Annotated in this window: 18 protein-coding genes and 1 pseudogene; 14 read left to right on the top strand and 5 right to left on the bottom strand. The window is 39.4% G+C overall.

What is annotated here, in order from left to right; all coding sequences use genetic code 11:
• Positions 1–104: 104 nt before the first annotated feature.
• From pgaA to pgaD, 4 genes are read left to right on the top strand one after another with little or no spacing between them, the layout of a single operon-like run.
• Positions 105–2,558, top strand: a complete 2,454-nt coding sequence (gene pgaA / locus GWK51_RS02750) for a poly-beta-1,6 N-acetyl-D-glucosamine export porin PgaA (protein WP_161932577.1) — start codon at positions 105–107, stop codon at positions 2,556–2,558.
• Positions 2,558–4,393 (top strand): poly-beta-1,6-N-acetyl-D-glucosamine N-deacetylase PgaB, encoded by a 1,836-nt coding sequence (pgaB, locus tag GWK51_RS02745; protein ID WP_161932576.1) that lies wholly within the window; start codon positions 2,558–2,560, stop codon positions 4,391–4,393. Before pgaA ends, pgaB (GWK51_RS02745) begins: the two co-directional genes overlap by 1 nt.
• Complete coding sequence (pgaC, locus tag GWK51_RS02740; protein ID WP_161932575.1) at positions 4,393–5,667, top strand: poly-beta-1,6-N-acetyl-D-glucosamine synthase; 1,275 nt, start codon at positions 4,393–4,395, stop codon at positions 5,665–5,667. The genes pgaB (GWK51_RS02745) and pgaC overlap by 1 nt, the downstream gene beginning before the upstream one ends.
• Positions 5,654–6,214 carry a poly-beta-1,6-N-acetyl-D-glucosamine biosynthesis protein PgaD gene (pgaD, locus tag GWK51_RS02735; RefSeq protein WP_161932574.1) on the top strand — a complete coding sequence of 187 codons (561 nt, stop codon included), beginning with the start codon at positions 5,654–5,656 and terminating at the stop codon, positions 6,212–6,214. The genes pgaC and pgaD overlap by 14 nt, the downstream gene beginning before the upstream one ends.
• On the opposite strand, the gene pgaB (GWK51_RS02730) is transcribed toward pgaD, so the two are convergent.
• Entirely contained in the window at positions 6,111–7,346 is a 1,236-nt protein-coding gene (gene pgaB, locus GWK51_RS02730) for a poly-beta-1,6-N-acetyl-D-glucosamine N-deacetylase PgaB (RefSeq protein WP_235941043.1), read from the bottom strand. The two genes, pgaD and pgaB (GWK51_RS02730), sit on opposite strands and share 104 nt — an antisense overlap.
• Before the next feature lie 532 nt (positions 7,347–7,878).
• Here pgaB (GWK51_RS02730) and GWK51_RS02725 point away from each other — a divergent pair.
• The 5 genes and pseudogenes from GWK51_RS02725 to GWK51_RS02705 form a co-directional block, all read left to right on the top strand.
• Positions 7,879–8,184: pseudogene (locus tag GWK51_RS02725) on the top strand (succinate--CoA ligase subunit alpha); the annotation flags it as partial.
• 125 nt (positions 8,185–8,309) lie between these two features.
• The gene (locus GWK51_RS02720; protein WP_161932573.1) at positions 8,310–8,993 is read left to right on the top strand and encodes a response regulator transcription factor; all 684 of its coding nucleotides are present in this window, start codon (positions 8,310–8,312) and stop codon (positions 8,991–8,993) included.
• Positions 8,994–9,157: 164 nt separating this feature from the next.
• Positions 9,158–11,413 (top strand): primary-amine oxidase, encoded by a 2,256-nt coding sequence (tynA, locus tag GWK51_RS02715; RefSeq protein WP_235941058.1) that lies wholly within the window; start codon positions 9,158–9,160, stop codon positions 11,411–11,413.
• Positions 11,414–11,483: 70 nt separating this feature from the next.
• A complete protein-coding gene (locus GWK51_RS02710; RefSeq protein WP_161932572.1) occupies positions 11,484–12,242 on the top strand; it encodes a TorF family putative porin in 759 nt (252 codons plus the stop codon).
• A 184-nt stretch (positions 12,243–12,426) separates the two neighbouring features.
• Positions 12,427–12,861, top strand: a complete 435-nt coding sequence (locus GWK51_RS02705; RefSeq protein ID WP_161932571.1) for a hypothetical protein — start codon at positions 12,427–12,429, stop codon at positions 12,859–12,861.
• Positions 12,862–12,886: 25 nt separating this feature from the next.
• Here GWK51_RS02705 and GWK51_RS02700 read toward each other — a convergent pair whose 3' ends face one another.
• The 4 genes from GWK51_RS02700 to trpS all read right to left on the bottom strand — a co-directional run bounded on the left by GWK51_RS02700 (position 12,887) and on the right by trpS (position 17,598).
• Positions 12,887–13,711 carry a VOC family protein gene (locus tag GWK51_RS02700; RefSeq protein WP_161932570.1) on the bottom strand — a complete coding sequence of 275 codons (825 nt, stop codon included), beginning with the start codon at positions 13,709–13,711 and terminating at the stop codon, positions 12,887–12,889.
• A 119-nt stretch (positions 13,712–13,830) separates the two neighbouring features.
• Positions 13,831–15,540 carry a flotillin family protein gene (locus GWK51_RS02695; RefSeq protein ID WP_161932569.1) on the bottom strand — a complete coding sequence of 570 codons (1,710 nt, stop codon included), beginning with the start codon at positions 15,538–15,540 and terminating at the stop codon, positions 13,831–13,833.
• Positions 15,541–15,564: 24 nt separating this feature from the next.
• The gene (locus tag GWK51_RS02690) at positions 15,565–16,206 is read right to left on the bottom strand and encodes a YqiJ family protein (protein WP_161932568.1); all 642 of its coding nucleotides are present in this window, start codon (positions 16,204–16,206) and stop codon (positions 15,565–15,567) included.
• 378 nt (positions 16,207–16,584) lie between these two features.
• Positions 16,585–17,598, bottom strand: coding sequence for a tryptophan--tRNA ligase (gene trpS / locus GWK51_RS02685; protein WP_016165833.1), 1,014 nt, complete (start codon positions 17,596–17,598; stop codon positions 16,585–16,587).
• A 197-nt stretch (positions 17,599–17,795) separates the two neighbouring features.
• Here trpS and GWK51_RS02680 point away from each other — a divergent pair, with 197 nt between their 5' ends.
• From GWK51_RS02680 to gltS, 5 genes are all read left to right on the top strand, one after another.
• Entirely contained in the window at positions 17,796–18,722 is a 927-nt protein-coding gene (locus GWK51_RS02680) for a DUF808 domain-containing protein (RefSeq protein WP_161932567.1), read from the top strand.
• Positions 18,723–18,761: 39 nt separating this feature from the next.
• Positions 18,762–19,667: a KPN_02809 family neutral zinc metallopeptidase gene (ypfJ, locus tag GWK51_RS02675; protein WP_161932566.1), complete on the top strand. Its 906-nt coding sequence runs from the start codon at positions 18,762–18,764 to the stop codon at positions 19,665–19,667.
• Positions 19,668–20,329: 662 nt separating this feature from the next.
• Positions 20,330–21,673 carry a DcaP family trimeric outer membrane transporter gene (locus GWK51_RS02670; protein WP_161932565.1) on the top strand — a complete coding sequence of 448 codons (1,344 nt, stop codon included), beginning with the start codon at positions 20,330–20,332 and terminating at the stop codon, positions 21,671–21,673.
• A gap of 308 nt (positions 21,674–21,981) precedes the next feature.
• Complete coding sequence (locus GWK51_RS02665) at positions 21,982–23,313, top strand: DcaP family trimeric outer membrane transporter (protein ID WP_161932564.1); 1,332 nt, start codon at positions 21,982–21,984, stop codon at positions 23,311–23,313.
• A gap of 144 nt (positions 23,314–23,457) precedes the next feature.
• Positions 23,458–24,699, top strand: coding sequence for a sodium/glutamate symporter (gene gltS, locus GWK51_RS02660; protein ID WP_161932563.1), 1,242 nt, complete (start codon positions 23,458–23,460; stop codon positions 24,697–24,699).
• Positions 24,700–24,729 lie beyond the last annotated feature (30 nt).

The raw sequence follows: 24,729 nt of genomic DNA, 5'->3' as shown, positions 1-24,729 counted from the left end.
TCACATTTTATTCATTTCATAAAATATACTGGAATAAAAGACACATAATTAATAAGCATAAATAAATTGTGTGGTGATATTTACCAACATAGTGTGAAATGAATATGAATTATAAAAAATCCATTTGGGCGATTTGTATTTTAGCCAGTACTTCACCCATGACACAATTACAAGCCGCTGAAAATATTGATCAACTGAGGGAGCAAGGGGTTATTCTCATCAAATCTGGACAGGTTGAGCAAGGTCTAGATCAATTAAGAGTTTTATTGGTACAACAACCACAAAATCAAAAGCTTATAGCTGACTATATTGTAAGTGCTCATACTTATCATAAATTAACAATAGACGATTTGAGTTACTTACAGAGCATTAAAGTTGAAAGTTTTCCTGAATATGCCTGGCTAAGTGTTATTAAAGGACAGCGTGATTTAATGCAATTTCAATCTGCAGTAAAGTGGGCTGAAGCCTTTTATGAACAGAGCCAACAGGAGCAATGGCTGGTCTGGCAAGGTGTGTTAAATGCTGAAGCTGGTCAATATGTTCAAGCTAAAAAAGATCTTTCTCAAGTCGATAACAGTCAAATCAGTCCTGATTATATAGCTCAAATGTCATATGCTTATCGAGTAATGGATATGCCAGTGGAAGCACTTGAAATGGCTAATCTAGCGCTGAGTCAACAGGTGAGTATTGATACGCAAGAACAGTATGTTTTAGCATTGATGGCGAATAGTGATTATGTAGAAGCAGAAAAATATATTCAAAATCATAATTTAGGTGAGTCTCGTCCGAATCTGAAGCATAGTATAAAGCTCAACGAGTTTTCACAGCGCATACAAAATGCGATTCAATCACAGCGGATGTTGACATATCAAGATCAAGGTATGCGTGCTTATAATAAACTAGATGAAGTAATTGCAGAGATGCAAGGATATGAAGCTAAGCTACCAGATGATCAAGCTATTCGGCGTAAGTTTTATTATGAATATAGCTATGCTCTAAACGCAAGACAAGCATCAAAGCAGACAGTGATTGAGTTGCAAAAAGTTAATATTCCAATCTTGGATATGCCTGCCTATGTGCGACATGCAGCAGCCGATAGCTATTTAAGATTGCATCAGCCTAAACAAGCTGAAGTATATTATCGAAGCTTATTGTTAGAAAAAAATTACGCTGATTATGAGGTGTACTCTGGTCTGTATTATGCTCTCATTGAGCAAGAAAAATTTAAGCAAGCAAATCAATTAATTATAGAAATGGATCATTTATTACCAACTTTCAGATATAGCAATGCGAAAGGTGTAAATCGTACTACACATGATGACCGCTTAGAATATTTGGGACTAAAAGGTTTGAATTATGCATATCGAAATGAGCACGCTAAGGCAGAAGACTATTTTGAAAAACTAATTGCACAGTCACCGAACAATACCAGTTATCAAAATAATCTTGCTTTAATTCAGCGTTGGCGTGAAAAGCCTCAACAGTCAGAAAAGAGTCTGTCTCAATTAAATGGTGTAGAACCAATCCAGCAGGCAACACGGATTAACCATATGCAAAATAGCCAAGCTTTGGGTGATATTCAAGCATGGCGTACACAGAATCAAGATTTGCTTCAACGCTCGCCGTTAGATACCGGTGTACAAGTAAGTCGAAAAGAGCTGAACGACCGTAATCGAATTACAATTCAACATCAAACTACGATATCTAAAAGTAAATCGGACAGTCAAGATTTATTAGGACAATTAAAAGGGTCTCGAGAACGTGATCATCAAACCCGTCTAAACAGTCCTTGGTTTTATGATAACTATCGTGCCTATGCTACTCAAAATTACCGATGGTCAGACTTTGATGATGGAGAAGTGGATGATAGTCGTATTGGGCTTGGACTAGAATGGGCATCGAATCGTAAATACGCAAGCCTTGCTCTATCTCAGGCCTCTGATGGGGATAGATTTGGGGCTAACTTTGAGTGGTCGCAATGGCTTAATGATCATTGGAACTATCATTTAGGTTATAACGGCCAAGCGGATATTCCTTTACAAGCGATTCGTCGAGGTTTTGAAGGTAAATCCTATACTGTTGGTTTTGATTGGCAAGAAAATAAGTCTCGCAAGGCTGGTGCCACTTATCAGATCACAGACATTGATGATGGTAATACACGTCAAGAAACTGCAATTTATTTTATGCAGCAACTTTATCAAGCACCACATCATATTACACAAGGGACTTTACGTGGCTATTACGGTCAAAATGATGACGTACAAGCAGATTATTTTAACCCTGAGTCTAACTCTAGTTTAGAAGTAAGTTTAGTTCATGATTGGATGACATGGAGAAATTATGATCGATATTTTAGCCAGCATTTTGAAGTAAGTGCAGGGACATATAAACAAAAAGAATATTCAGCAGAAGCAATTTATAATTTTTATTATCAACATGATTGGCAATTGTCGAGAACTTGGAAGCTGAACTATGGCATTGGTTGGGGCATCCATCCTTACGATGGTGAGTCGGAGGACCGAACTTATGGTGTCATCGGGTTTGAGGGGCGTTTTTAATGAGAATATTGACCCAATTTTTTATGGCATTGAGTTTTACTGGAATGGTGACAATACCGATACATTCTCATGCAGAACTTCAAAAACCAAAGCCTATAATGCTACAAGATAACCAATTTGTGACTTTAACGTTTCATGATGTACGCGATGATGTTGCAAAACGTGGAGACCGAGATATATATGCGATCAGTACTAAAAATCTAGCGCAGTACTTAGAATGGATTCAACGTGAAGGATGGCAACCTATTCGTTTAGAAGATATTTGGCTTGCTCGTCAAGGAAAAAAAAAGCTACCGAATAAAGCGGTGCTATTAACTTTTGATGATGGTGCCCTAAGTAGTTATAGCCGTGTTTTTCCATTGTTAAAGCAGTTTAAAACGCCTGCTGTTTTTGCAATTGCCACAAGTTGGATAAATGGGAATACTAAAGATGCTTATGAGGCTTATGGTACAGGCAATCTCATGACTTGGCCGCAAATGCGTGAAATGGCTGCTTCAGGTTTTGCAGAATTTGTGTCACATTCAGACAATATGCATCATGGTATTTTGGCAAATCCACAAAAAAATATGCAACCGGCTGCAATTACACGGGAATATATTGAAATACAAAAACGTTATGAAACAGAGGATGAATATCATAATCGAGTCATTGCAGATTTAAAAAAATCTAAGCAAGTCCTTGACCAAGAGTTAGGTATTGATAGCAAAGCAATTTTTTGGCCCTATGGTGCAGTTACTGTAGAAAGTGAAGAGCTGGCTGCTAAAGCTGGTTTACCTATGTCATTTAGTTTAGGTAGTGTTGCCCCGCTTGCCGACACGGTGAAAACTTATCAACGCGCTTTAATTATGGATAATCCAACTCCTGAAATGATTAATCAAGAAATGTTGGAGTTTTTGAGTAATGTCCATGCACCGTATAAGCAAAAAAATAGTTTTCTACGGTTTGATTTGAATGAAATGCAATCTATTAATAATAAAGAATTTGACAAAAAACTTGGACAGTTCTTAGATAAAGTCGATGCGTTAAAAACTAATACGCTGTTACTGAAAGTTATTTCAGATACAAATGGTGACGGAAAAATTGACGCAGCTTATTTCCCTAATCGACAGCTAAAAGTGCAAAACGACATACTGAATCGCACTGTGTGGCAAGCCCGTACAAGGATTGGTAATCGTGTTTATGCTGAACTACCATTAACTTTAGAAACAGAACAGGGGATAGACTTAGCTAAGCTTACGGCAGATTTAGTGATAAATAATTCTTCAATAGAAGGGTTGATGATTGATACTGGATCTATGTTGGAGTGTGCTTTACATCAAAAGATATGGGATGCAGCATGTGAAGCTAAAATTTCTCGTATTTTTAAAATAAAGGAAAAAACCAAAGAGCAAGCCAAATACTATGCTAATATCAGTAATAACTACCAAACCGCATTAAAATTCAAGTTAGATCAAACACAACAAGCAGGCTTAAAACCGTTACTTGACTATACTTTAGAATATGCTGATTTCATTTATCTTGAAATGGATCCGATTAGTCAGCCTGAAGTGTTTAAGGCATTTCTAAAACAAATTAAAACTTTTAATGAAAAAGAGCAACGGCATTTAATTGCCAGTTTTAATATCCCTGAACAATTGACAAAACAACAAGTAAAACAGCTTAAAAAGAATTATCAACAACTCAAAAGCTTATCTATTCAAAACAATGGGATAAATAACTACAGTTTTAATCAAGCAAAGGTGATTCATGAAAGCTTCTATCCAGAGTTAAGCTTAAATAGTGAACCATTGAGTTACCGAGATCCATTTGCTCAAAAAGTCTTGGAGAAAAAATAATGCAATGGTTATTTCATCTAAGTTTAAGAGACTTTCTTTTTGGTTTTATATTCTTCTATCCACTTTGTATGGCTTGGTTATGGATTGTAGGTGGCATTTGGTTTTATTTGAAACGTGAATATAAGCAAAATGAAATTCCTCAGCCAAGTGAAAATGCATGCAGTATTTTGATTCCTTGTTTCAATGAGGAGATTCAAGTACGAGACACTATTAAATATGCGATGCAAACACAGTATCCTGATTTTGAAGTGATAGCCATCAATGATGGGAGTAGTGATAAAACTGCTGAAATCTTGGATGAGTTGCAACAAGTTTATCCACGTTTACGGGTAGTACATCTCGCTGAAAATCAAGGTAAAGCATATGCATTAAAAGCTGGAGCAATGGTGAGTCAACATGAATATCTAGTTTGTATTGATGGTGATGCACTATTACATCCGCATGCAGTGTTATGGATGATGAGCCATTTAACACGCTTTCCACGTGTAGGAGCAGTTACAGGCAACCCGAGAATTATCAATCGTTCTAGTATTCTAGGTAAAATTCAGGTTGGAGAGTTTTCTTCGATTATTGGTTTGATTAAACGTGCGCAAAGAACTTATGGTCGTATTTTTACCGTATCTGGTGTGCTAGTCGGGTTTCGTAAGACTGCATTAGACCGTATAGGGTACTGGCGTGACGATATGATTACCGAAGATATTGATGTGTCTTGGCGGTTGCAATTTGATCATTGGGATTTGCATTATGTACCCAAGGCGATAGGTTATATTTATATGCCTGAAACATTTAGAGGTTTATGGAAACAGCGGCTACGTTGGGCACAAGGAGGAATTGAAGTCTTATTGGCTTATAGCCATAAATTGTTTAAATGGCGATTACGTCGTATGTGGCCCGTAGCAATGGAGTCAATGATGAGTGTGCTGTGGGCATATTTGATGTTTGGCATTATATTGCTTTTTCTGTATGGGCTCATTTTCTCAGTTCGTGGGGAATGGTCAATTCAATCTTTACTACCTACATGGTATGGAGTGATCTTAGGGCTCACTTGTTTAATCCAGTTTTTCGTTAGTTTGATGATTGATAGTCGATATGACCGAGGTCGATTGTTCATAAACTACTTTTGGGTAATTTGGTATCCACTATTTTTCTGGCTTTTGACAATGATGACCACAGTGGTCGCTGTACCTAAAACCTTGCTGAAAACCCAAAAACGCGCACGTTGGGTGAGCCCAGATCGGGGATTTAGGGGAGAAATAAAAGATGCAAAAGAATAAAATATTTCAAGTTATCACGGACGAAACACAGTTGGATATTCCTGACTATATTGACCGACCGGAATATGTTCGAAATAAAACAGCAGGATATAGCTTATTGGCATTAGGTTGGATTATCTGGATGTGGTTATTTATGCCAATACTGACCCTTCTTTTCTGGTGGTTTAAAGGTAATATCGTCTATGAGCAATTGGTTGTTAAAATTACACCTCAAAAGCTTGAAAATTTAATATATTTGTCTGAATTAATTAGTCTCTTGATTTTAAGTCTGCTTCTTTGGGCTAGTTATAACTGGTATCGTTTTCGTAATAAAGAAAAGCGACTATTTCCAATAAGTGTAAATTCATCTGATCTTGCTCGTAGCTTTTCCGTCAGTATAGTAGATATTGAGCGTCTTCAACAGGCAGAAAACATTACGCTATATTATGGTGAAAAAGGAGAAATTAGTGCTTATGATCTAAATGCTCAGATGAAAATACCGACTTTAGCATCGATGCATGTGGATGTTGTTCCACAAAATCATCAGGATAGTAGCCTAGATGTTTGACACCTTGCTGTTCTAAAAAATGCATGGTTTCAGCAATTTCCTGACTCGAAATTTTACTATTATCCTTCCAATTGATTGTTTGTAGTTCGAAAATTGTACGGTCTAAATTTGGGTCATATTTTTTTGCTTGAATGATCAGGTCCAAATAAAACTGATGGTGGTTAGTACTCTCCTCCATATATGGCATTGCCATAATCGCATTGTAGTCATAATACCTAAAGGTACTACTTAGAGACTGACTAAACCACTGTTCGCTTTTGTAATTTAGAACAACAGACGCATACATATTTCGTGCTGTAAGTAAATTGGGTTGTTGTTTTTTTAAAATGTTACTGATACCTGCTGCAAATTGGTCAAGATAAGCAGTTTTATATTTGGCAAAGCTAAATTGTTGTGAATGGTTTGCATGACTTAGCATATTTTGGTCTTGAAAGCCCCAAGTATCATACATTTTTTTTGCTATAACAGAGCTATCTTCGTAGTCACTCAAGGTAATATCATCATGATACAAAATGCCGTCAACAGGATTGTTTTTTATAAAATCACTAAAAATCTCAGCTACGATATTAATATTTTTAGCATCAAAGGGACTGAGGCGGATATAGCCTTGAGTAGATCCTTGGCTATGTTCGACATACTGCAACATTTTGCTTTTGGGAAGCTCCCAGGCAATGAGTGGAAGCCATGCATATATTTGTTCTACCTGCGTTTGCTGACGTATTTCATGTACAAGTTTGGGGAATAGATTGTTTCGGTTTGGTAGGTGTCGATTCTCAAAATATACTTGATCCGCTGAACCATTGGCATCAGGATCGGCAAAAGCTTGTAGAAAAATAGTGTTGGGTTGCAGATATTGAATACGTGCAACTAATGTTTGGATATTTTTTTGCTGCTGTTGTATATCAGAGTCGTACACGTAATCTAAATCGATATGCATAATCCGCATATTATTGATTTTTTTGGCAGAAGAAATGGGGATATCTTGTGCTTGATATTTAGCAACCACTGAGTTAATCGGATGATTTTTAATTTGAATCTCTGCATGAGAGTATATACAGCACATCAGTAATGGCAATGCAGTTAAATTACTTAGCCTTCTGTATTGTATCTGAATCTTCGAAAAATAAGCCATAGCATTGAAACAAATTTAGTTAGATTAAAATTACTTTAATAAAAAATAGATTTAGTTGTGAAATTTTTTTTGTGTCTAGTTGTATAAAATCTTTTGGAAAAAATATATTAGGTTCTGTTGACATTTACTTTTCAAAAAAAGCGAGAAAGTTAAATTTAAACACTAAACCAAATCTGCCTCTTACTATGCCTTGTATAATTTAGATTGATCAAGACCAGTATAAGCTGAGAACCGATTATCCATAATTTTGGTATCTAACTCAAACATAAAATGAGAAGTTATATTGAAGCGATGCTCTATAAAATTAGAACTGACCGTCCTTGGAGAGATTTACTAGAATCCTTTGATAAATCCAAAATGATGTTTAAACGGTTCACCTGATGCTCTGCAGATATCAAACTATTAAAAATATTGAAGTTATTGTCAAAATATGCTGCTATAGAATGGGTATTTATTGATGCTAGCTATATTCGATACATTAACATGCCACAGTACTCAAAGATTAAGCTATTTCAAGAAGCATCGATGGTAACTGTTCCGCGATGATCCTGACACTGATGCAATCATTATGATTGGTGAAATTAGTGGGACAGCGGAAGAAGAAGCTGCTGAATATATTCAGTTGAATGTGTCAAAACCTGTTGTAGGTTATATTGCGGGTGTAACAGCGCCAAAAGGTAAGCGTATGGGACATGCTGGTGCAATTATCTCAGGGGGTAAAGGTACCGCCGAAGAAAAATTCGCAGCTTTTGAGCGTGCTGGAATGGCGTATACCCATAGCCCTGCGGAGTTAGGTGCGACTATGCTACAAGTATTAAAAGAGAAAGGTTTAGCTTAAGTTACTGAATTGACATCATATAGAGCGTATGTTGCAACAGCAACATACGCTTTTTCACATATGAATTTACATTTGGTATACAAATTGCACTGCACGGGCATGAGTGTTAACAGTGTTTAGATACGATGCAAGCGGTAAATTGGAATCAATTCAGTGAAGAATTTAGTCGCAACCTTCAGAAAGTTATCCAATTTGAAGGATTGGTTGCGTTTAACATCGATTCAGAAACAACAGCCAGTCAATATTTATTCAAAGGTGTGAATCAAGTTGCTGTCGAGGAGTATCTTGGACATAAACAGCATTATGACCCAGTACATTTCCGACATGCTTATCAACAGCCAGACATCAAGTTAAGTGTTTTACATCAAGCAACTTCTAACGAGGAATACGAAGACTTCAGAAAGAAGTGGGACATTCAAGACACTGTCGAGTTATTTTTCCGCCAGAATGGTATTCCTGTACGAGGGATGAGTTTGGTTCGTTCTTCTGCTCATGCTGCTTTTACAGCACAAGAATTAAGCATGATTGAATCCTTTTACGATTTAACTGCCTGCTGTTTTAATCAAATTTATGATCTTTCGAGCCATCAGGTGAGTGTCTTTAATGAACGATTAACTGAATCTTTAACTCGCCAAGAATCTAAAGTACTGAATTTATTATGCAAAGGTTTAAATAATCAGGCACTTGCGAATGAAATGCATTGTGGACTCTCCACCATTAAAACCCATTTACAGCATATCTATCAAAAAGCTCAAGTGAAAAGCCGTCAGGAATTAATGAGCCGAGTGTTATGTGGTCTTCAACTTTGAAGAAAAATGCCGAATTTGTCTTCAATTTAAAAAATCATCCTTTGGGATGATTTTTTTACTTAGGCAACAGCGTAATTTTTCAGCATAGAAAAACAGTTGTAAGGCTAAGGAAATCCTAGATGAAAACATTACATTCTCACATGTTGAAAAAATACCTTAAACAAATGTCGAATGTTATTGGCGTAATGGCGATTGGTGCATGTGCGACTCAAGCGATGGCACATGGCGAAGCTGCGAAAATGTTACCGCTACAACAAGCCATGCAGTCAGTTGGCGCAACGGTACAGCAAGATCAATATGCCAATGTATATACCATCAGCAAAAACTCAACCTTAGTCCGTGCGAAACCAAATTCAACCACAATTATGGTGAATGGCAAACCATTAAAAATTTCAGCACCAATTGTCGTGAAAGATGGTCAGGCGATGGCATCTGAAACTTTGGCAAATGAAATTTTCCAATCTGGTTTAGATCAAACTTTCCAAGTTGAAACCGTCAAGCATCCATTAAATACCCTAACAGCAGACGAAATTCAGTCGGTCACTAAAATTATTCAGGCAGACCAACGTGCTCCAAAAGTACTGCGCTTCAGCCGTGTTCGTTTACAAGAACCCGAAAAAAATGCAGTCTGGAACAGCGTACTCAACCATACAGAATACAAAGGTCCACGTTTAGCTGAATTTAGCTTGTTGCAAAATGACAACATCATTGAAGGTGTGGTCGATCTGAATAGCCAAAAAGTGACCAACTGGAAAGTCTTGCCTGCAACGCATGGTATGGTGTTGTTGGATGACTTCATGATGGTGCAAGAGATTATCCAAAAGAGCCCTGAATACCATGCAGCATTGGCAAAGCGCGGTATTAAAGATGTGACTAAAGTTATTGGTACGCCACTTACTGTCGGTTATTTCGGTGGCGAAGATGGTCTAAACAAAGAACTCAGTTTACTGAAAATTGTCAGCTACTTAGATGTAGGTGATGGTAACTACTGGGCACATCCAATCGAAAACTTGGTGGCTGTTGTTGATTTAGAGAAAAAGAAAATCATCAAAATTGAAGAAGGCAGTTTAGTGCCTGTGCCAATGACGGCTCGTCCTTATGATGGTCGCAATAAAACAGCACAAACACGTAAGCCTCTAAATATTGTGGAACCAGAGGGTAAAAACTACAGCATCACGGGTCAGTACATTCACTGGGGTAACTGGTGCTTCCACGTCGGGCTTGATTCACGTGTGGGCTTACAATTGGGTACAGTAACCTTTAAAGATAAAGGTGTAAAACGTAAGGTGATGTACCAAGGCAACCTTGGTGGGATGGTTGTACCTTATGGTGATCCAGACATGGGTTGGTACTTCAAGTCTTACCTTGATTCTGGTGAATACGGTATGGGAACTTTAACCTCGTCTATCGAGCGTGGTAAAGACGTTCCAGAAAATGCGGTACTTATGGATGCTGTGATTGCTGATTATCAAGGTAACCCAGTAACGATTCCAAACGCAATTGCGGTATTTGAGCGTTATGCAGGACCTGAGTTTAAGCATCAGGAAATGGGACAAGAAAATGTCAGCGTAGAACGTCGTGAATTGGTAGTTCGTTGGATCAGTACCGTGGGTAACTATGACTACATGTTCGACTGGGTCTTCTCAGACAACGGTACTATGGGCATTAATGCAGGTGCGACAGGAATTGAAGCGGTTAAAGGCGTAAAAGCGAAGACCATGCATGATGCAACTGCAAAAGAAGACACGCGTTACGGCACTTTATTGGATCACAATATTGTCGGGACAACCCATCAGCACATTTATAACTTCCGTCTAGATTTAGATGTGGATGGCGAGAACAACACCTTAACCCATATGAACCCTGTGGTGAATGTGAATAAGAAAGGCGTGCGTAAGAGTGCGATGGAAATTGAACAGCATGTGGTGCGTACTGAGCAAGATGCGGCTGAGAAATTTAACCCATCAACCATTCGCTTAATCAGCAATTACTCGAAAGAAAACAAAGTCGGTAATCCTGTTTCGTATCAATTGATTCCATTTGCAGGCGGTACACATCCAATTGCCAAAGGTGCGAATTTTAGTCCAAATGAATGGTTATTCAAGCGTTTGAACTTTATGGATAAGCAAATTTGGGTCACTAAATACAATCCGACTGAACTCTATCCAGAGGGTGCATACCCGAACCGTTCAGACAAAGATACCGGTTTAGGTCAGTTTGTTAAAAATAATGATGCAATTGATAACAAAGACTTAGTTGTGTGGTTAACCACAGGGACAACTCACGTGGCTCGTGCTGAAGAATGGCCAATCATGCCTACGGAATGGGTGAATGTCTTGCTTAAGCCGTGGAACTTCTTTGATGAAACGCCATCTTTGAACTTGAATGCACCAAAAGATACTACAACACATCAACACTAATGCTGCGATAGCAATGAAATATGCCATATCAAACATTTGATATGGCATGTCTAAAGATTTGGGGGAATCTATGTTAAAAAAATATGCTCAGCAGCTTTTGACTGCATCACTTGTGATGACATCTGTTTCAGCATTTGCCGAAGAATCAACAACTGAATCGACTCCAGCGATTACAGTGGCAGGCTCAATGGCAATGTTGACCGATTATCGCTTCCGTGGTGTGTCGATGTCGAACCGAGATCCATCAGTTCAAGGTGCTTTAAACTTTGCACATAAATCTGGGGCGTACTTCAGCCTTTGGGCATCAAATGCCGATGTGGGCGCAGGTGGGAATGTCGAAGCTGACTTTTTTGTGGGTTATATTTTACCAATCACAGAAAAATCATTCTTAGATATTAACTATGCCGATGTCAATTATCCTGGCACGATCAAAGAATATCACACCGACTTTAGTGAGTTTGGCGTGAACTATAATCATAGTGATTTAGTGACGGCAGGCGATTATTTCACTGCGGGTGTCTTCTATTCACCTGAATTTGCCTTCAAGTCAGGCACAGAAATTTATCTCAGTACGACGTATAAATTCCCCGTGTATAACAGCATTAAACTTGTTTCGAGCTTGGGCTATACCAAACTGGAAGATAATGAAAAATTCGCTCAAGCTTTCGGTGGGGATGGGCAGCAAGATGACTATTTCGACTATAAAATTGGTTTCGGCGCAGACTTCCTTGGTCTAAGTTCAGAATTGGTGTGGATTGATAATAATATTGATAGCGATGCCAATATGATGAAAGGCAGTGTGGTCTTTTCTGTCACAAAGCAGTTCTAAGTCTAAAGTCGCCAACGCAAGTTTGGGGTGATTCAAGGAAAGGGCTTCATGATGATGAGGCCCTTTTTTTATGTTTTCATGAGTATTCAGTCAATTGGAGATTTCTAAAGCACGCTGTATGAAGTCATATTTCAACATGCTATAGTAAATTTTAAAATTATGCTGTGAAGACATAGTGTTACATATGCTCGGCTCAATTCAGTTGTTTGCTTGTCGCTGCTTTTTCTTGTTGTTACTGTTCATCAATAGCGCCTATGCCGAAAATGAAGATGTGCATATGGATGAATTTATTGGGGATGATATTTTTAATTATTATCAAAAGCTTGCGGAAAAACATGACGAAGAAGAAAAAGATTACACCGTACTGAATAATGATTTCTATGAAAATGAATATATTCGGGTGTTTAACTATACGGCCTATAACTCGGATAATTTCAGTAATAAATTAGGCACAGGGGAGTTTAATGCTGATTTGGATGCCTTGAGTATTTCCTTTGGCTATGGCATTGAAATCAAAATCAATAAACGCAATAAACTAGGCTATGAATACCTTTCTAATTTTCCTTATGACCGTGGGCAGTTGATCCGTTTATATTGGGTGCATTTATTAAAATTTTGAATATGTAAAATGATCTATTTAGCTTTTAAACCAGCAGGTCCTGAATAATGATTTTCTTCATGCGGGTCAGTGCCGATAATGCTTGTGGTTTGCCTTTTAAAATGGCACTGATATTTTCAGGTATGATTTGCCAACTGATACCAAAGACATCTTTGCACCAGCCACACCAGCTTTCTGTTCCATGCTCGGTAAAATAATTCCAGTAATAGTCAATTTCTTGCTGGGTTTTGCATGGTATGACAAAAGAAACTGCTTCATTAAAATCGAAAATATGCGTATCGGGACTATCCTTCGCAATCAATTCTAGATGGTTGATGCTGAAACTACAGTCCTGTATCTGTCCTTTAAGTTCGCCTGATGTATAGCGAGTTAGTTGATGGCGCTGAAAGTTGGGAAAAATCTTTTGATAATATTGCAGAGCTTGTGAGCACTGATTTTGATGAATGCCGCAAAAGAGTAAATTCGGCATGATTTTTTGTTGCTGAATTTGTTTGGCTTGACCTAATTGTAATTGCCATGAATAGCCATATTGATCCTGCACCCAGCCATAGTAAGCATTCCATGCATAATGTCCGAGGTCTTTAAGACTCGAGCCACCAATCATCAATTTCTGCCATAGCGCATTAATTTCTTGACGATTTTCGCAAATGACAGTGAACGAGATGGCAGGATTGGGTAAAAAGTAAGGACCGCCATTAATGCCAATAAATAATTGATTGGCAAGGGATGCTTTTACCACAGTCGCATTCTGTTCAAGAATTTGGCTATGGGGAAAAACTGAACAATAAAACTCCAGCGCTTCTAACGCTTGATTATCAAACCACAAAGCAGGATAGATCCTAAGATGCATGCACGGTCCTTGTGTTAAGAGTTTATATGCTTGAATTCTAACCGAATATACCAGACCTATTTGTAATTTTTTTGCTGAAAAAAGCGCAACTGATGTTGCGCTTTTCGTTATGGGTAGGCTTAAACTTTGCTTTGCGGCTTTAACTGCTGGGTTAGACCATTGATGTCACCACCTTGTAGTCCCAGCTCACTCATTAAGCTGTCAATGAGGGGAGCTTGAGAGCGATAACGCAGCGCACTATTCACCACTTGATCTGACAATGAAGTCGTAGCATGTTCGCTAGCAGCATCACTGCCATGAGGTTGAGCCACATGACCTAAACCATTGACTTGCAAGATCTTGATGTCATCAATGTTTTCCATTGGTTTAACACTTTCACGAATGATTTCAGGTAAATATTTGAGTAGGGCAAGACGAATTTGCATTTCGACTTGTTCGCTGGAGAGTGTGTTATTGGCTTCATGGACTGCACGGGTACCTTCGGCATCGACTTGATACTGTTTTTCCATCGCTTGTGCCAACAGGACTTTCGCGTCGGCTTCACCTTTGGCTTTTAAGCGGGCTTTTTCAGCTTCAGCTTCTGCTGCAATGCGAATTGCTTCAGCCTCATCGACTGCGGCTTTTTTACCTGCTTCTGCCGCAACAGTAATAGCAATCGCATCTTTTTCTGCTGCTTGTTTTGCCGCAACAAGTTCAACTGCCTTTTCACGTTCAGCACGTTGTGTTTCACGTACTGTTAACACTTCTTCTTCAGCTTTTACCGCTTGAGCACGTGCCTGATCGGCTTGAGCTTTGGCTTCAGATTCTGCACGTGATTTTTCAGCAATGGCAATGGCGCGATCTTGCTCTGCCAGTTCAATGGTTTTCTTTTGCTCCACTTGTGCTTTTTGAATGAGTTGCGACTTTTGAATATTTTCATTTTCGACATCACGTGCCGAAGCAATACGTTTCAATTCAACTTCACGTTCAGCAGCAATACGTGCTTCTTCAGCCTCACGTTTTTTAGCCGCTTCTTGAGCCGCAATTTCCGCGAGTTGTTCTGCGCGACGGACAGAAATCTCTCGTTCTTGCTGCAATTTGGCATATTCTTCTTCACGTAGAATCTGCAAGCGAGCCTGTTCTGCCTCTAGGTTTTTGGTTTTGATCGCGAGATCGGCATCTTGTTCAATCACATTACGTTTTTTACGTCGGTCTTCAATGGTTTCTGTAAGTTTGGTTAGACCTTCAGCATCGAAAGCATTTTGCGGATTAAAATATTTAAAGCTGGTTTGGTCTAAGCCAGTCAAAGAAACAGTTTCTAGTTCTAGACCATTTTTGAATAAATCTTCAGAGACGACCTGTTGAACCTTTTGTACAAAGTCCACGCGCTTTTCATGCAGTTCTTCCATCGCCATTTCTGCGGCTACAGCGCGCAGAGAGTCGACAAATTTACCTTCAACCAAATTCTTTAACTCATTTGGCGACATGGTTTTTTTACCCAAAGTCTGTGCCGCAGTTGCAATGGATTCTGCTGTGGGTTTGACGCGCACATAAAATTCAGCCATGACATCGACCCGCATGCGGTCACGAGTGATTAAAGCTTGGTCTTCTGCACGCACCACTTCAAGACGTAGGGTATTCATATTTACAGGAATAATTTCATGCAATACGGGAAGAACGATCGCACCACCGTTAAGGATGACCTTTTCACCGCCAAAACCCGTACGCACAAATGAAATTTCCTTACTGGAACGTTGGTACAAACGGGCGACAATAAAGCCAATCACGATGATGGCGACAAAAATAATGCCAGTAATTACTAACATATTGATAATATTTGGATTTAACATGGAATACTCAAAGTTGAAGTGTTATTAAGTTTCTGCACGAATGGCTTGAAAGCCAATTTTAGTTTTTTGGGTCAAAATGACGTGTTGACCCTGTTTAAAGGACTCATCCTGTTCAGGTTCGACCAAAACATAATGAATCTGTCCAAATTGATCTTTGACTTTGGCTTGAGCTGGAGAATGAGGTTTGGCAATGCCGAGTATAATGATGGCTGTTCGTCCGACCAGCTCTTCGCTAAAAATGGCGGTACTCTCATCTTGGGGTAAAACCCTAGAAACAATTTTTGCCGTGAACCGAACCAGCGGCATGCATAAAAAGAAGCTGGCTGGCGCTAAAATCCATGCACTCCAATAAGCTCCCGTAAAGAGGTGAGCAAGACTTTGCAAAAAAAGCCCGAACAGCCCAAAAATGGTCAGGAAAATAATGAACCAGATTAATAATGGAACACGGCCAAGATATAACCAGTCTAAAACCTGTAACAGCCAACCAGCTTCAGTATCAATATCGACTTCAGGAGAGGTCAGATCTGCTGGTAGAAGTTGATCGAGAATGCCCTGAGTTCCGCCACCAAGTAAGAGCAAAGTCAGTTCAAAAAAGGCAAAGAGAAATAGTAGGCATATGGAAATGCTAAAAACCAGATTTGACGGGTGCGTCACAAGTTCCCACATGTTCGAATTCTCAATTTTTTAAGTTATTAATAACAAATAAAGTACAAATTTCTTCTTTATTGATTAAGATAGCATCGAAATGAGAATAAGTCTAAAAAACTTTGAGACAAAAAAAATACGCAACGATTGGGGTGATCATTGCGTAGAACAACGAATCTGTTTGCACAGTTCGGTTAAGGAGAAATGTTACAAGTTTAGGTGCTCTAAACTATAGATTTAGAATAATTGGAAACAGGTCTGCATTCATGAGCAATCACGTTATTTACTGTTAAATCACGTTAAGAATTGGAGAGTATTGTGAGAGGGTTGAATATTTTTTATTCTATAAAATTAAAGGCCTTATCAAAGACCTTTAATTTGTGCAGCTTTAAAACATGTTTAGAAGTGGAAAACGCCTAAACCTGATTTCACTTCATCTAAAGTTTGTTGGGTAATATCGCGGCATTTATCTGTACCTGCTTTCAAAATATCCATAATGTAGTCTGGATCTTTTGCAAGTTCGATACGACGTTCACGAATTGGTCCGATGAGTTCTTTCAATACGCCTTCCAAACGTTTTTTCACAGTACCATCGCCTAAACCACCACGACGATAATGTGCTTTTAGTTCTTCAACTTCTTCTTTGTTTGGATCAAACGCGTCTAGGTAAGTAAATACAATATTGCCTTCGACTTGACCTGGGTCTTCAATACGCAGGTGATTTGGGTCGGTGTACATTGCATTGACTGCTTTCTTAATGTCTTTATCAGAAGCATCAAGCACAATGGTATTGCCTAATGATTTCGACATTTTCGCTTTTCCGTCAAAGCCTGGTAAGCGGCTCATATTCGAAAGCAATGCTTTACATTCTGGTAATAAGTCCTGACCGATTTGACGGTTAATACGACGAACAATCTCATTGGTTTGTTCAATCATTGGAATTTGGTCTTCACCCACAGGTACCACAGTCGCTTTAAACGCCGTGATGTCTGCCGCTTGTGCAACTGGATAGCACAGGAAGCCAGCAGGAATATCGCGTTCAAAACCACGCATCTGAATTTCAGATTTAATGGTCGGGTTACGCTCTAAACGAGAAACAGTCACAAAGTTAAGATACAACATCGTGAGTTCATTTAATGCAGGTAAGCATGACTGAACACAAATTGTAGTTTTGGTTGGATCAATACCAACAGCTAAGTAATCTGTTGCAACTTCAAGAATATTACGACGTACTTTTTCAAAATTGTCGGCATTATCAGTCAATGCTTGTGCATCAGCCAATAACAGGTGTTGATGATGTGAATCTTGTAAACCCACACGTGAACGTAAAGAACCAACAAAATGACCTAAGTGAAGTTGCCCAGTCGGACGGTCGCCAGTCAAAATGACTGGACGATTATCTTGATTACTCATTTTCTTTTCCAAAAAGTAGTGTTTTTACTACATCTGCAGTCAATTAATGGGCTACATTGTACGGCATAATTTTTTTTAATGTCAGCAGAAAAAAATAGAAGTGGAAAAAAAATAAATCCGAACATAAATCATCATGCAAATACAGTTTTTTTCATCAGATCTCATTAAAATAGAGCAAAGTTCTTAGGATAAATATAATGGCGAGTAGCTTATTAATATTATTAGATGATATTGCGACGGTATTAGATGACGTTGCGGTGATGAGTAAAGTGGCAGCCAAGAAAACTGCGGGCGTTTTAGGGGATGACTTGGCGCTGAATGCACAGCAAGTAAGTGGTCTACGTGCTGAACGTGAATTACCTGTGGTGTGGAGTGTCGCCAAAGGCTCTTTTGTAAATAAGCTGATTTTGGTTCCACTGGCATTATTGATTAGTGTGGTTGCGCCATGGTTAATCAATCCACTATTGATGATTGGTGGTTTGTTCTTATGTTACGAGGGTGTGGAGAAAGTTTTGCACAGTCTGCAACATCGTAAAGCGAAAGATGAAAAAGAAGCAGAACAAGAGCTACAAAGTATTGAAACTGACCTCGCCACTTTTGAAAAGGAAAAGATTAAAGGCGCAGTACGTACCGACTTTATTTTGTCTGCGGAAATTGTGGTGATTTCGTTGGGTACAGTTGCGACTGCTACCTTTATCAGTAAGTTGACGGTACTTAGCATCATCGCAATTGTCATGACGATAGGGGTGTATGGTTTTGTTGGGCTGATTGTCAAAATTGATGATATTGGACTGTATCTGACTCAACAAGGCGGCAATTTTAAGAAAAGCATTGGTCGATTCTTGTTGGCATTTGCGCCGAAACTGATGAAAACATTGACCGTAGTTGGCACTATTGCCATGTTCTTGGTGGGCGGCGGAATTATTAATCATGCCGTACCCTTAATTCATCATTTTACTGAAGATACGGTTGACCATTTAGAGCTGATTCCTAGTTTTGGCAGTATTTTTGGCGCATTAACTCCAATGCTGATTAATTTGATGATAGGTATTGCGGCAGGTTTGACCGTTATTCTTGTATTGACTGTGTTTAAAAAGATTTGGCCGAAATCAAAACAGGCATAATCTATAGCGATCTACTTCATAAAAATAAGGAATACGGCTATGCAATGGAAAGGTCGTCGTGTCAGTAGCAATATTGAAGACCGCCGTGGCGGCGGTGCCCGTAAAGTGGGTGGCATCAGTATTTTGGGGCTGGTCGTTGCCTTTGTTGCATGGAAATTTTTTGGTGTAGATCCGCAGCAAGCATATCAAGCTACACAGCAAGTGACCCAGCAGACTTCAGTGGCAGAAAGCAAAGGTTTGGATAATCCAACGCCTGAGCAACAAGAAGCTATGGAGTTTGTGGGGACAGTGTTGGCGGATACTGAAGACACATGGAATATGGTATTTCAGCAACAGTTAAATCAGCCATATACGCCACCTAAATTGGTGATGTTTTCAGGTGCAGTAAATTCTGGCTGCGGTGCAGCTCAGGCTGCGATGGGACCTTTTTATTGCCCGATCGATCAGAAGGTTTATATTGATACCACCTTCTTTAAAGACATGCATCAGCAAATGGGCATCAGTGGTGAGCAAAACCAGACTGAATTAACCCGCCAAGATCAAGCTGGAGATTTTGCTCAGGCTTATGTGGTTGCGCATGAAGTTGGGCATCATGTACAAAATTTATTGGGAATCTCAGATCAAGTCCATAAAGCCCGCACACAAACTTCACGAGTTGAAGCCAATCAACTCTCTGTGCGTCAGGAGTTGCAAGCCGATTGTCTAGCAGGCATCTGGGCGTATCACAATCAACAACGGACCCAATTTTTACAACAAGGGGATGTTGAAGAAGCCATGGATGCCGCACAGAAAATTGGCGATGATTATCTGCAAAAACAGGCAACAGGACAGGTGGTGCCAGATAGCTTTACCCATGGTTCTAGTCAGCAACGGATGAAGTGGTTCCAAGCAGGCTTGAAGTCAGGCAATTTAAAAGATTGCGATACCTTTAATCAGCCGATTTAAGCGCTAACTGAATACTACAGGCGTAAATTTAATTACGCCTTTGTTGTTTTGTTCCTACCAGTCTAATCAGTTCTACTTCTGTTCAGCTTGCAAGCTACACGGCATTTTAGAATTGCTTTTGTATGCTGCATGGTCTCTAAGTTTAGAAGCCTGTATTAGTGCTCAAAATCAAAATTTTGCCAATACACCATAGCACTTAAATTTCAGGTTTTCTTAATTTGGGAATCATGCATTTTAAAGAGGCGTGCTCGGTTGAATGACCCTGTAACAAGCGATAGATGAGTAAAACGGACGTTTTTTGCAGTTCTGGATGAAATATTCAGGTATGAATTCAAGAAAAAAAGACATTTAATAGGTTGATTTTAATACCTTAAAGGTATGAGTTTTGATCAAAATTTCCAGATAGTACATGCTGATAATTTGAAATAATGAACCATAATTCATTATTTTTGAATATTTATTCAATACTTATGTATAAAAGACAATGGTTTAGCCTGATTTACGGTGCAAACGGAATGGTAATTTGTATAAAAAACAAAATTATAGGCTTCGACTAAAGCATATATAGTCGATATTAGACTTATCTGTCACATTTTGGCTCAAGAAATGTTCAGTGGAATGAACAACCAATAATTCACACAGTGATGGATAAGGAATTTAGGATGACGACTCAAAAGATGTCTGTACGTTTAAAAACATTAGTTTTGGCGATGGGTGTAGCAGCAGCGGGAACGGCACAGGCAGATACTAATACGGAAGTTGAACAATTACGTAAAGAAGTTCAAGAGTTGCGTGGCATGTTGGAACAATATGCACAGCAGCAGAAACAAATGAATGTGCAGCAGCAAAATTATCAAGCTCAAGTTGCGGCACAAATTTCACCTGCAAAACCAGCGCCAGAGAAAAAAGGTCTAGGGATTACGGTTGGTGGTGCAGAAGTTAACTTCTACGGTAATGTGCGTGCAGATGCAACTTATCAGATTGATGGTGGTCCAAACAAAGGGCATCCATATAACCAAATTAATAAAGCTGCTTTAGAAGGTACAACGGGTAACAGTGATATTTTCAAATCAACTTTGGCTGCAACACGTTTAGGCTTTGATTTTAAAACTCCAACCCAAAGTGGTGATGTTGCTGGTAAGGTTGAAGTTGATTTCCTTGGTGCCAATGACACTTTACGTATCCGTCACGCCTATTTAACGTATGCAAACTGGTTGATTGGTCAAACATGGTCGAACTTTGCCGTGCCTGACTATATGCCAGAATCAATTGATGCTTTAGGTTATGTTGGTGGTGCAGTAAAACGTACACCTCAAGTGCGTTATACCAGCACTTTTAGCCCTCAAACCAATTTGATTTTCGCACTTGAAGATTCTAAATATAGCGATAACTCTGGTACGACTTTAGGTTCAGATCCAGATAACCAAATGCGTATTCCTGCACTAACTGCACGTTTTAACCATAAGTTCGCAGATAACGCAGGCATTGTGACTGCGCGTACGATGGTGGCAGACAAGCAAACTTCTGATGATGAGAAAGTGGCATGGGGTGTAGGTTTAGGGACCAAATTTAATGTGACACCAAGCACCACTTTAAAAGCCGACTATTACCATGTCAAAGGTGACAGCAGCTTTGTTTCTTGGTCGAACCCAGGTTATGCTATTGATGCAAATAAAAATATTCAACAAAGTGAGTTTGACTCAATTACTGTAGGCATTACCCAACAGTTCAATCCGAAGTGGCGTGGTACATTGGGTTATGGTTATATGAACCATGATACAGATTTAGATTATATTAATGCTTCAGCTAATCCATCTGCGTTGAACAAAGATTTATGGCAAGCATGGGCAAACGTATTCTATAGCCCAATCAAACCAGTCAGCCTAGGACTTGAATATACGTATGGTGAGCGTGAGACCTTCTCGGCACCAAATGCGACTACACCATTAACCAGCAAAACGGGTGAAGAAAATCGTGTAAATGTGGTGGCGATGTATAATTTCTAAAATATACAGTGCTGTTGAAAAAAAGAGGCGTATGCCTCTTTTTTTTATTTATTTTTACAATAAGTTAGCATAATGGTTCAGCTAAAACAGGTTGTTTTGAAAGGTAGTGATTAGATTAAATTAGAATCAATTAAAACTGAGTTTATAAAAAATAATAAAACTTTTGAGCAAAAGACAGCATAATGTTGCGCTTTCATTTCGACAGTTATCAATTGTGAAATTGATATGGTCGTATGGGTCTATTTGTTTACCCGATACAAATAGATCTTGATGAACATGCAAAATACCAAAGGAACAAGGAGTTTGGAATGAGTTTACCCCTCATGAAGAAGCCTGCGATTCGACAAAGTTTAGCTGTTAGCATAGCGACTTTGATGATGACAGCGACTCACGCGGCGTCTGCTGAGCAAGAGGAAATTGCACAATTAAGAGCTGAAGTTGAAGCACTCAAAGCTTTGATTCAACAAAATTTTCCACAAGTACAACAAGCACCGGTGGTAGCAAAATCAGCACCACTTACGACCACATCACCAGCTGTTGAGAAAACGCCTGTAGTTTCTGCTGTGACAGCAACCAATAGCGAAAAATCATCGCCTTTGCAGTTTAAAACTGCAGGTGGTTCAGAAGTCAAATTATATGGATTTGTCCGTGGGGATGCGTCTTATCAAGTTGATGGTGGCAATGCCATTTTTAACCGTATTAATGCAGTGTCATTAGATAACACCGCAGATCAAAATAAAACACAAGATCGTTTTTATAGTACCGCAACCACAACCCGTTTCGGTTTGGATTTTAAAACACCGATTGAAGGTCAAGAGCTTGGTGCTAAAGTCGAAGTCGATTTTCGTGGCAGCAATGATTCGCTCCGTATCCGTCATGCCTACTTAACCCTAAATCATTGGCTCTTTGGTCAAACGACGTCTAATTTCTTAGCGACTGATTTACAACCAGAGATGCTAGATTTCAACTCGCCTTTGGGTATTGGTACCTTCCGTACACCCATGCTGCGTTATAGCAATAAATTAAGTACAGACACCTCCTATTTTTTAGGTCTGGAAAAAGGGCGTGATGACAATCGCTTCCCCGCATTAACGGCAAAACTGAAACAGAATTTTGCTGCGGGTAAAGGAACATCATCGCTACGTTTATTGGCACAGGAATTACGCGTAACCGAAGCGGATAATGAGACTGCTTTTAGTTGGGGCGTGGGTTTAGGCGCAAGCTATAAAGTTACAGATCAGCTCCGTGTGCTGGGTGATTACTCGCATGTCAAAGGGGATGATAAATTCCTGCTCTATACCAATACGGCTTATAACGTTGGACCTAAAACGGCAGATCTAAACTTAAATGAATTCGATGCCTTAACTGTAGGTACGACTTATCAATTTAATCCTAAAGTACGGGGTACTTTGGGCTATGGATTGATGTTGGCAAATGACAGTAATGATTTTGCTGATTATTTGGCTGTGACAGATACCGTACAGAACAAAACCTTACAACAAGGTTGGCTCAATGTGATGTACAACCCCGTGACGCCTGTCACGCTTGGGGTGGAATATATTTATGGTGAGCGTGAAACTTTCTCTGGGGTAAAAGGGAAAGATAATCGCGTAGGCGCAATGGCACGCTACAACTTCTAAATTCTCTTGCTCAAAAGTTGGACCTGCACGCGGATGCTGTACAGAGTGTTTCACTGTTTGTACAAATTGCCGCTTGTAGCTTTTCATACTTAGGGCGTTATTATTTATCTGTATAACAACAGATAAAATTGACGGACAAGAATTATGGCACTTACTTTTAATGCGTTTTATACGCTGATTGCAGCAGTCATTGTATTGTTGTTGGGTCGATTCCTTGTGAATCATATCGACTTTTTACGTCGTTATAATATCCCTGAACCTGTTGCTGGTGGTTTGGTCGCGGCTATTCTCTCCCTAGTCGTGTACAACATCTGGGGTTTTAGCATTAGCACCAGTAGTGAACTGCAAACCAGCTTCATGTTGATTTTCTTTGCTTCAATTGGTTTAAGTGCAAACTTCTCTAAACTGAAAGAAGGTGGTATGGGCTTGGTGATCTTCCTGATTGCCGTGGCTTCATTCATTGTGGTACAGAACTTTGTCGGGATTAGTCTTGCGACTTTATTGGGTATTGACCCACTGATTGGCTTAATCGCGGGTTCAATTACCTTGACGGGTGGTCACGGTACTGCGGGTGCATGGGGCGAAATTCTAGAAGTTCAACATGGTATCAAAGGTGCATTAGCACTGGGTATGGCAAGTGCGACTTTTGGTTTGATTATCGGTGGTTTAATCGGTGGTCCTTTGGCAAAAATGTTGATTAACCGTTATCAATTGGCTGAACCAAAAACTGATGCGCAAATTGAAACGCGTGATCATACTCCAATGACCGAGAAAGAAGCTGAAGCAACTGCTCCGTTTGAATATCCACATCAAGTGCGTTTAATTACTGCGGACAATGCAATTACCACTTTAGGTATGTTTGCAGCATGTTTGGCTTTTGCTGAATTCATGACGGGCTTTAGTAAAGGCACGTGGTTTGAACTTCCGACCTTTGTTTGGACTTTGGGCGGTGGCGTAATTTTACGTAACATCCTTGAAGGCGTATTCAAAGTCAGTATTTTTGACCGTGCGATTGATGTGTTTGGTAATGCTTCACTGTCATTGTACTTGGCGATGGCATTGCTTTCGTTAAAATTATGGCAACTGGCAGACCTTGCGGGTCCATTGGTTGTGATTTTAGGTGCGCAAACCATCACCATGGCATTGTATGCAGCATTTGTCACTTTCCGTGTGATGGGCAAAAACTACGATGCAGCAGTCCTTTCTGCGGGACATTGTGGTTTTGGTATGGGTGCGACCCCAACTGCTGTTGCCAATATGCAGGCCATTACCAATATGTATGGCGCTTCGCATAAAGCCTTCTTGATTGTTCCACTCTGTGGCGCATTCTTTGTTGACTTGATCAATGCAACTGTAATTCAACTTATTCTTAAGTTCTTCGCTTAAGTGATAACAAAAGGTCTTGTTCTCAAGGCC

The organism is Acinetobacter kanungonis (assembly GCF_009939195.1).
Taxonomy (GTDB): domain Bacteria; phylum Pseudomonadota; class Gammaproteobacteria; order Pseudomonadales; family Moraxellaceae; genus Acinetobacter; species Acinetobacter kanungonis.
The sequence above is the reverse complement of the archived record's forward strand: the minus strand, read 5'-3'. Positions and strand labels throughout refer to the sequence as shown.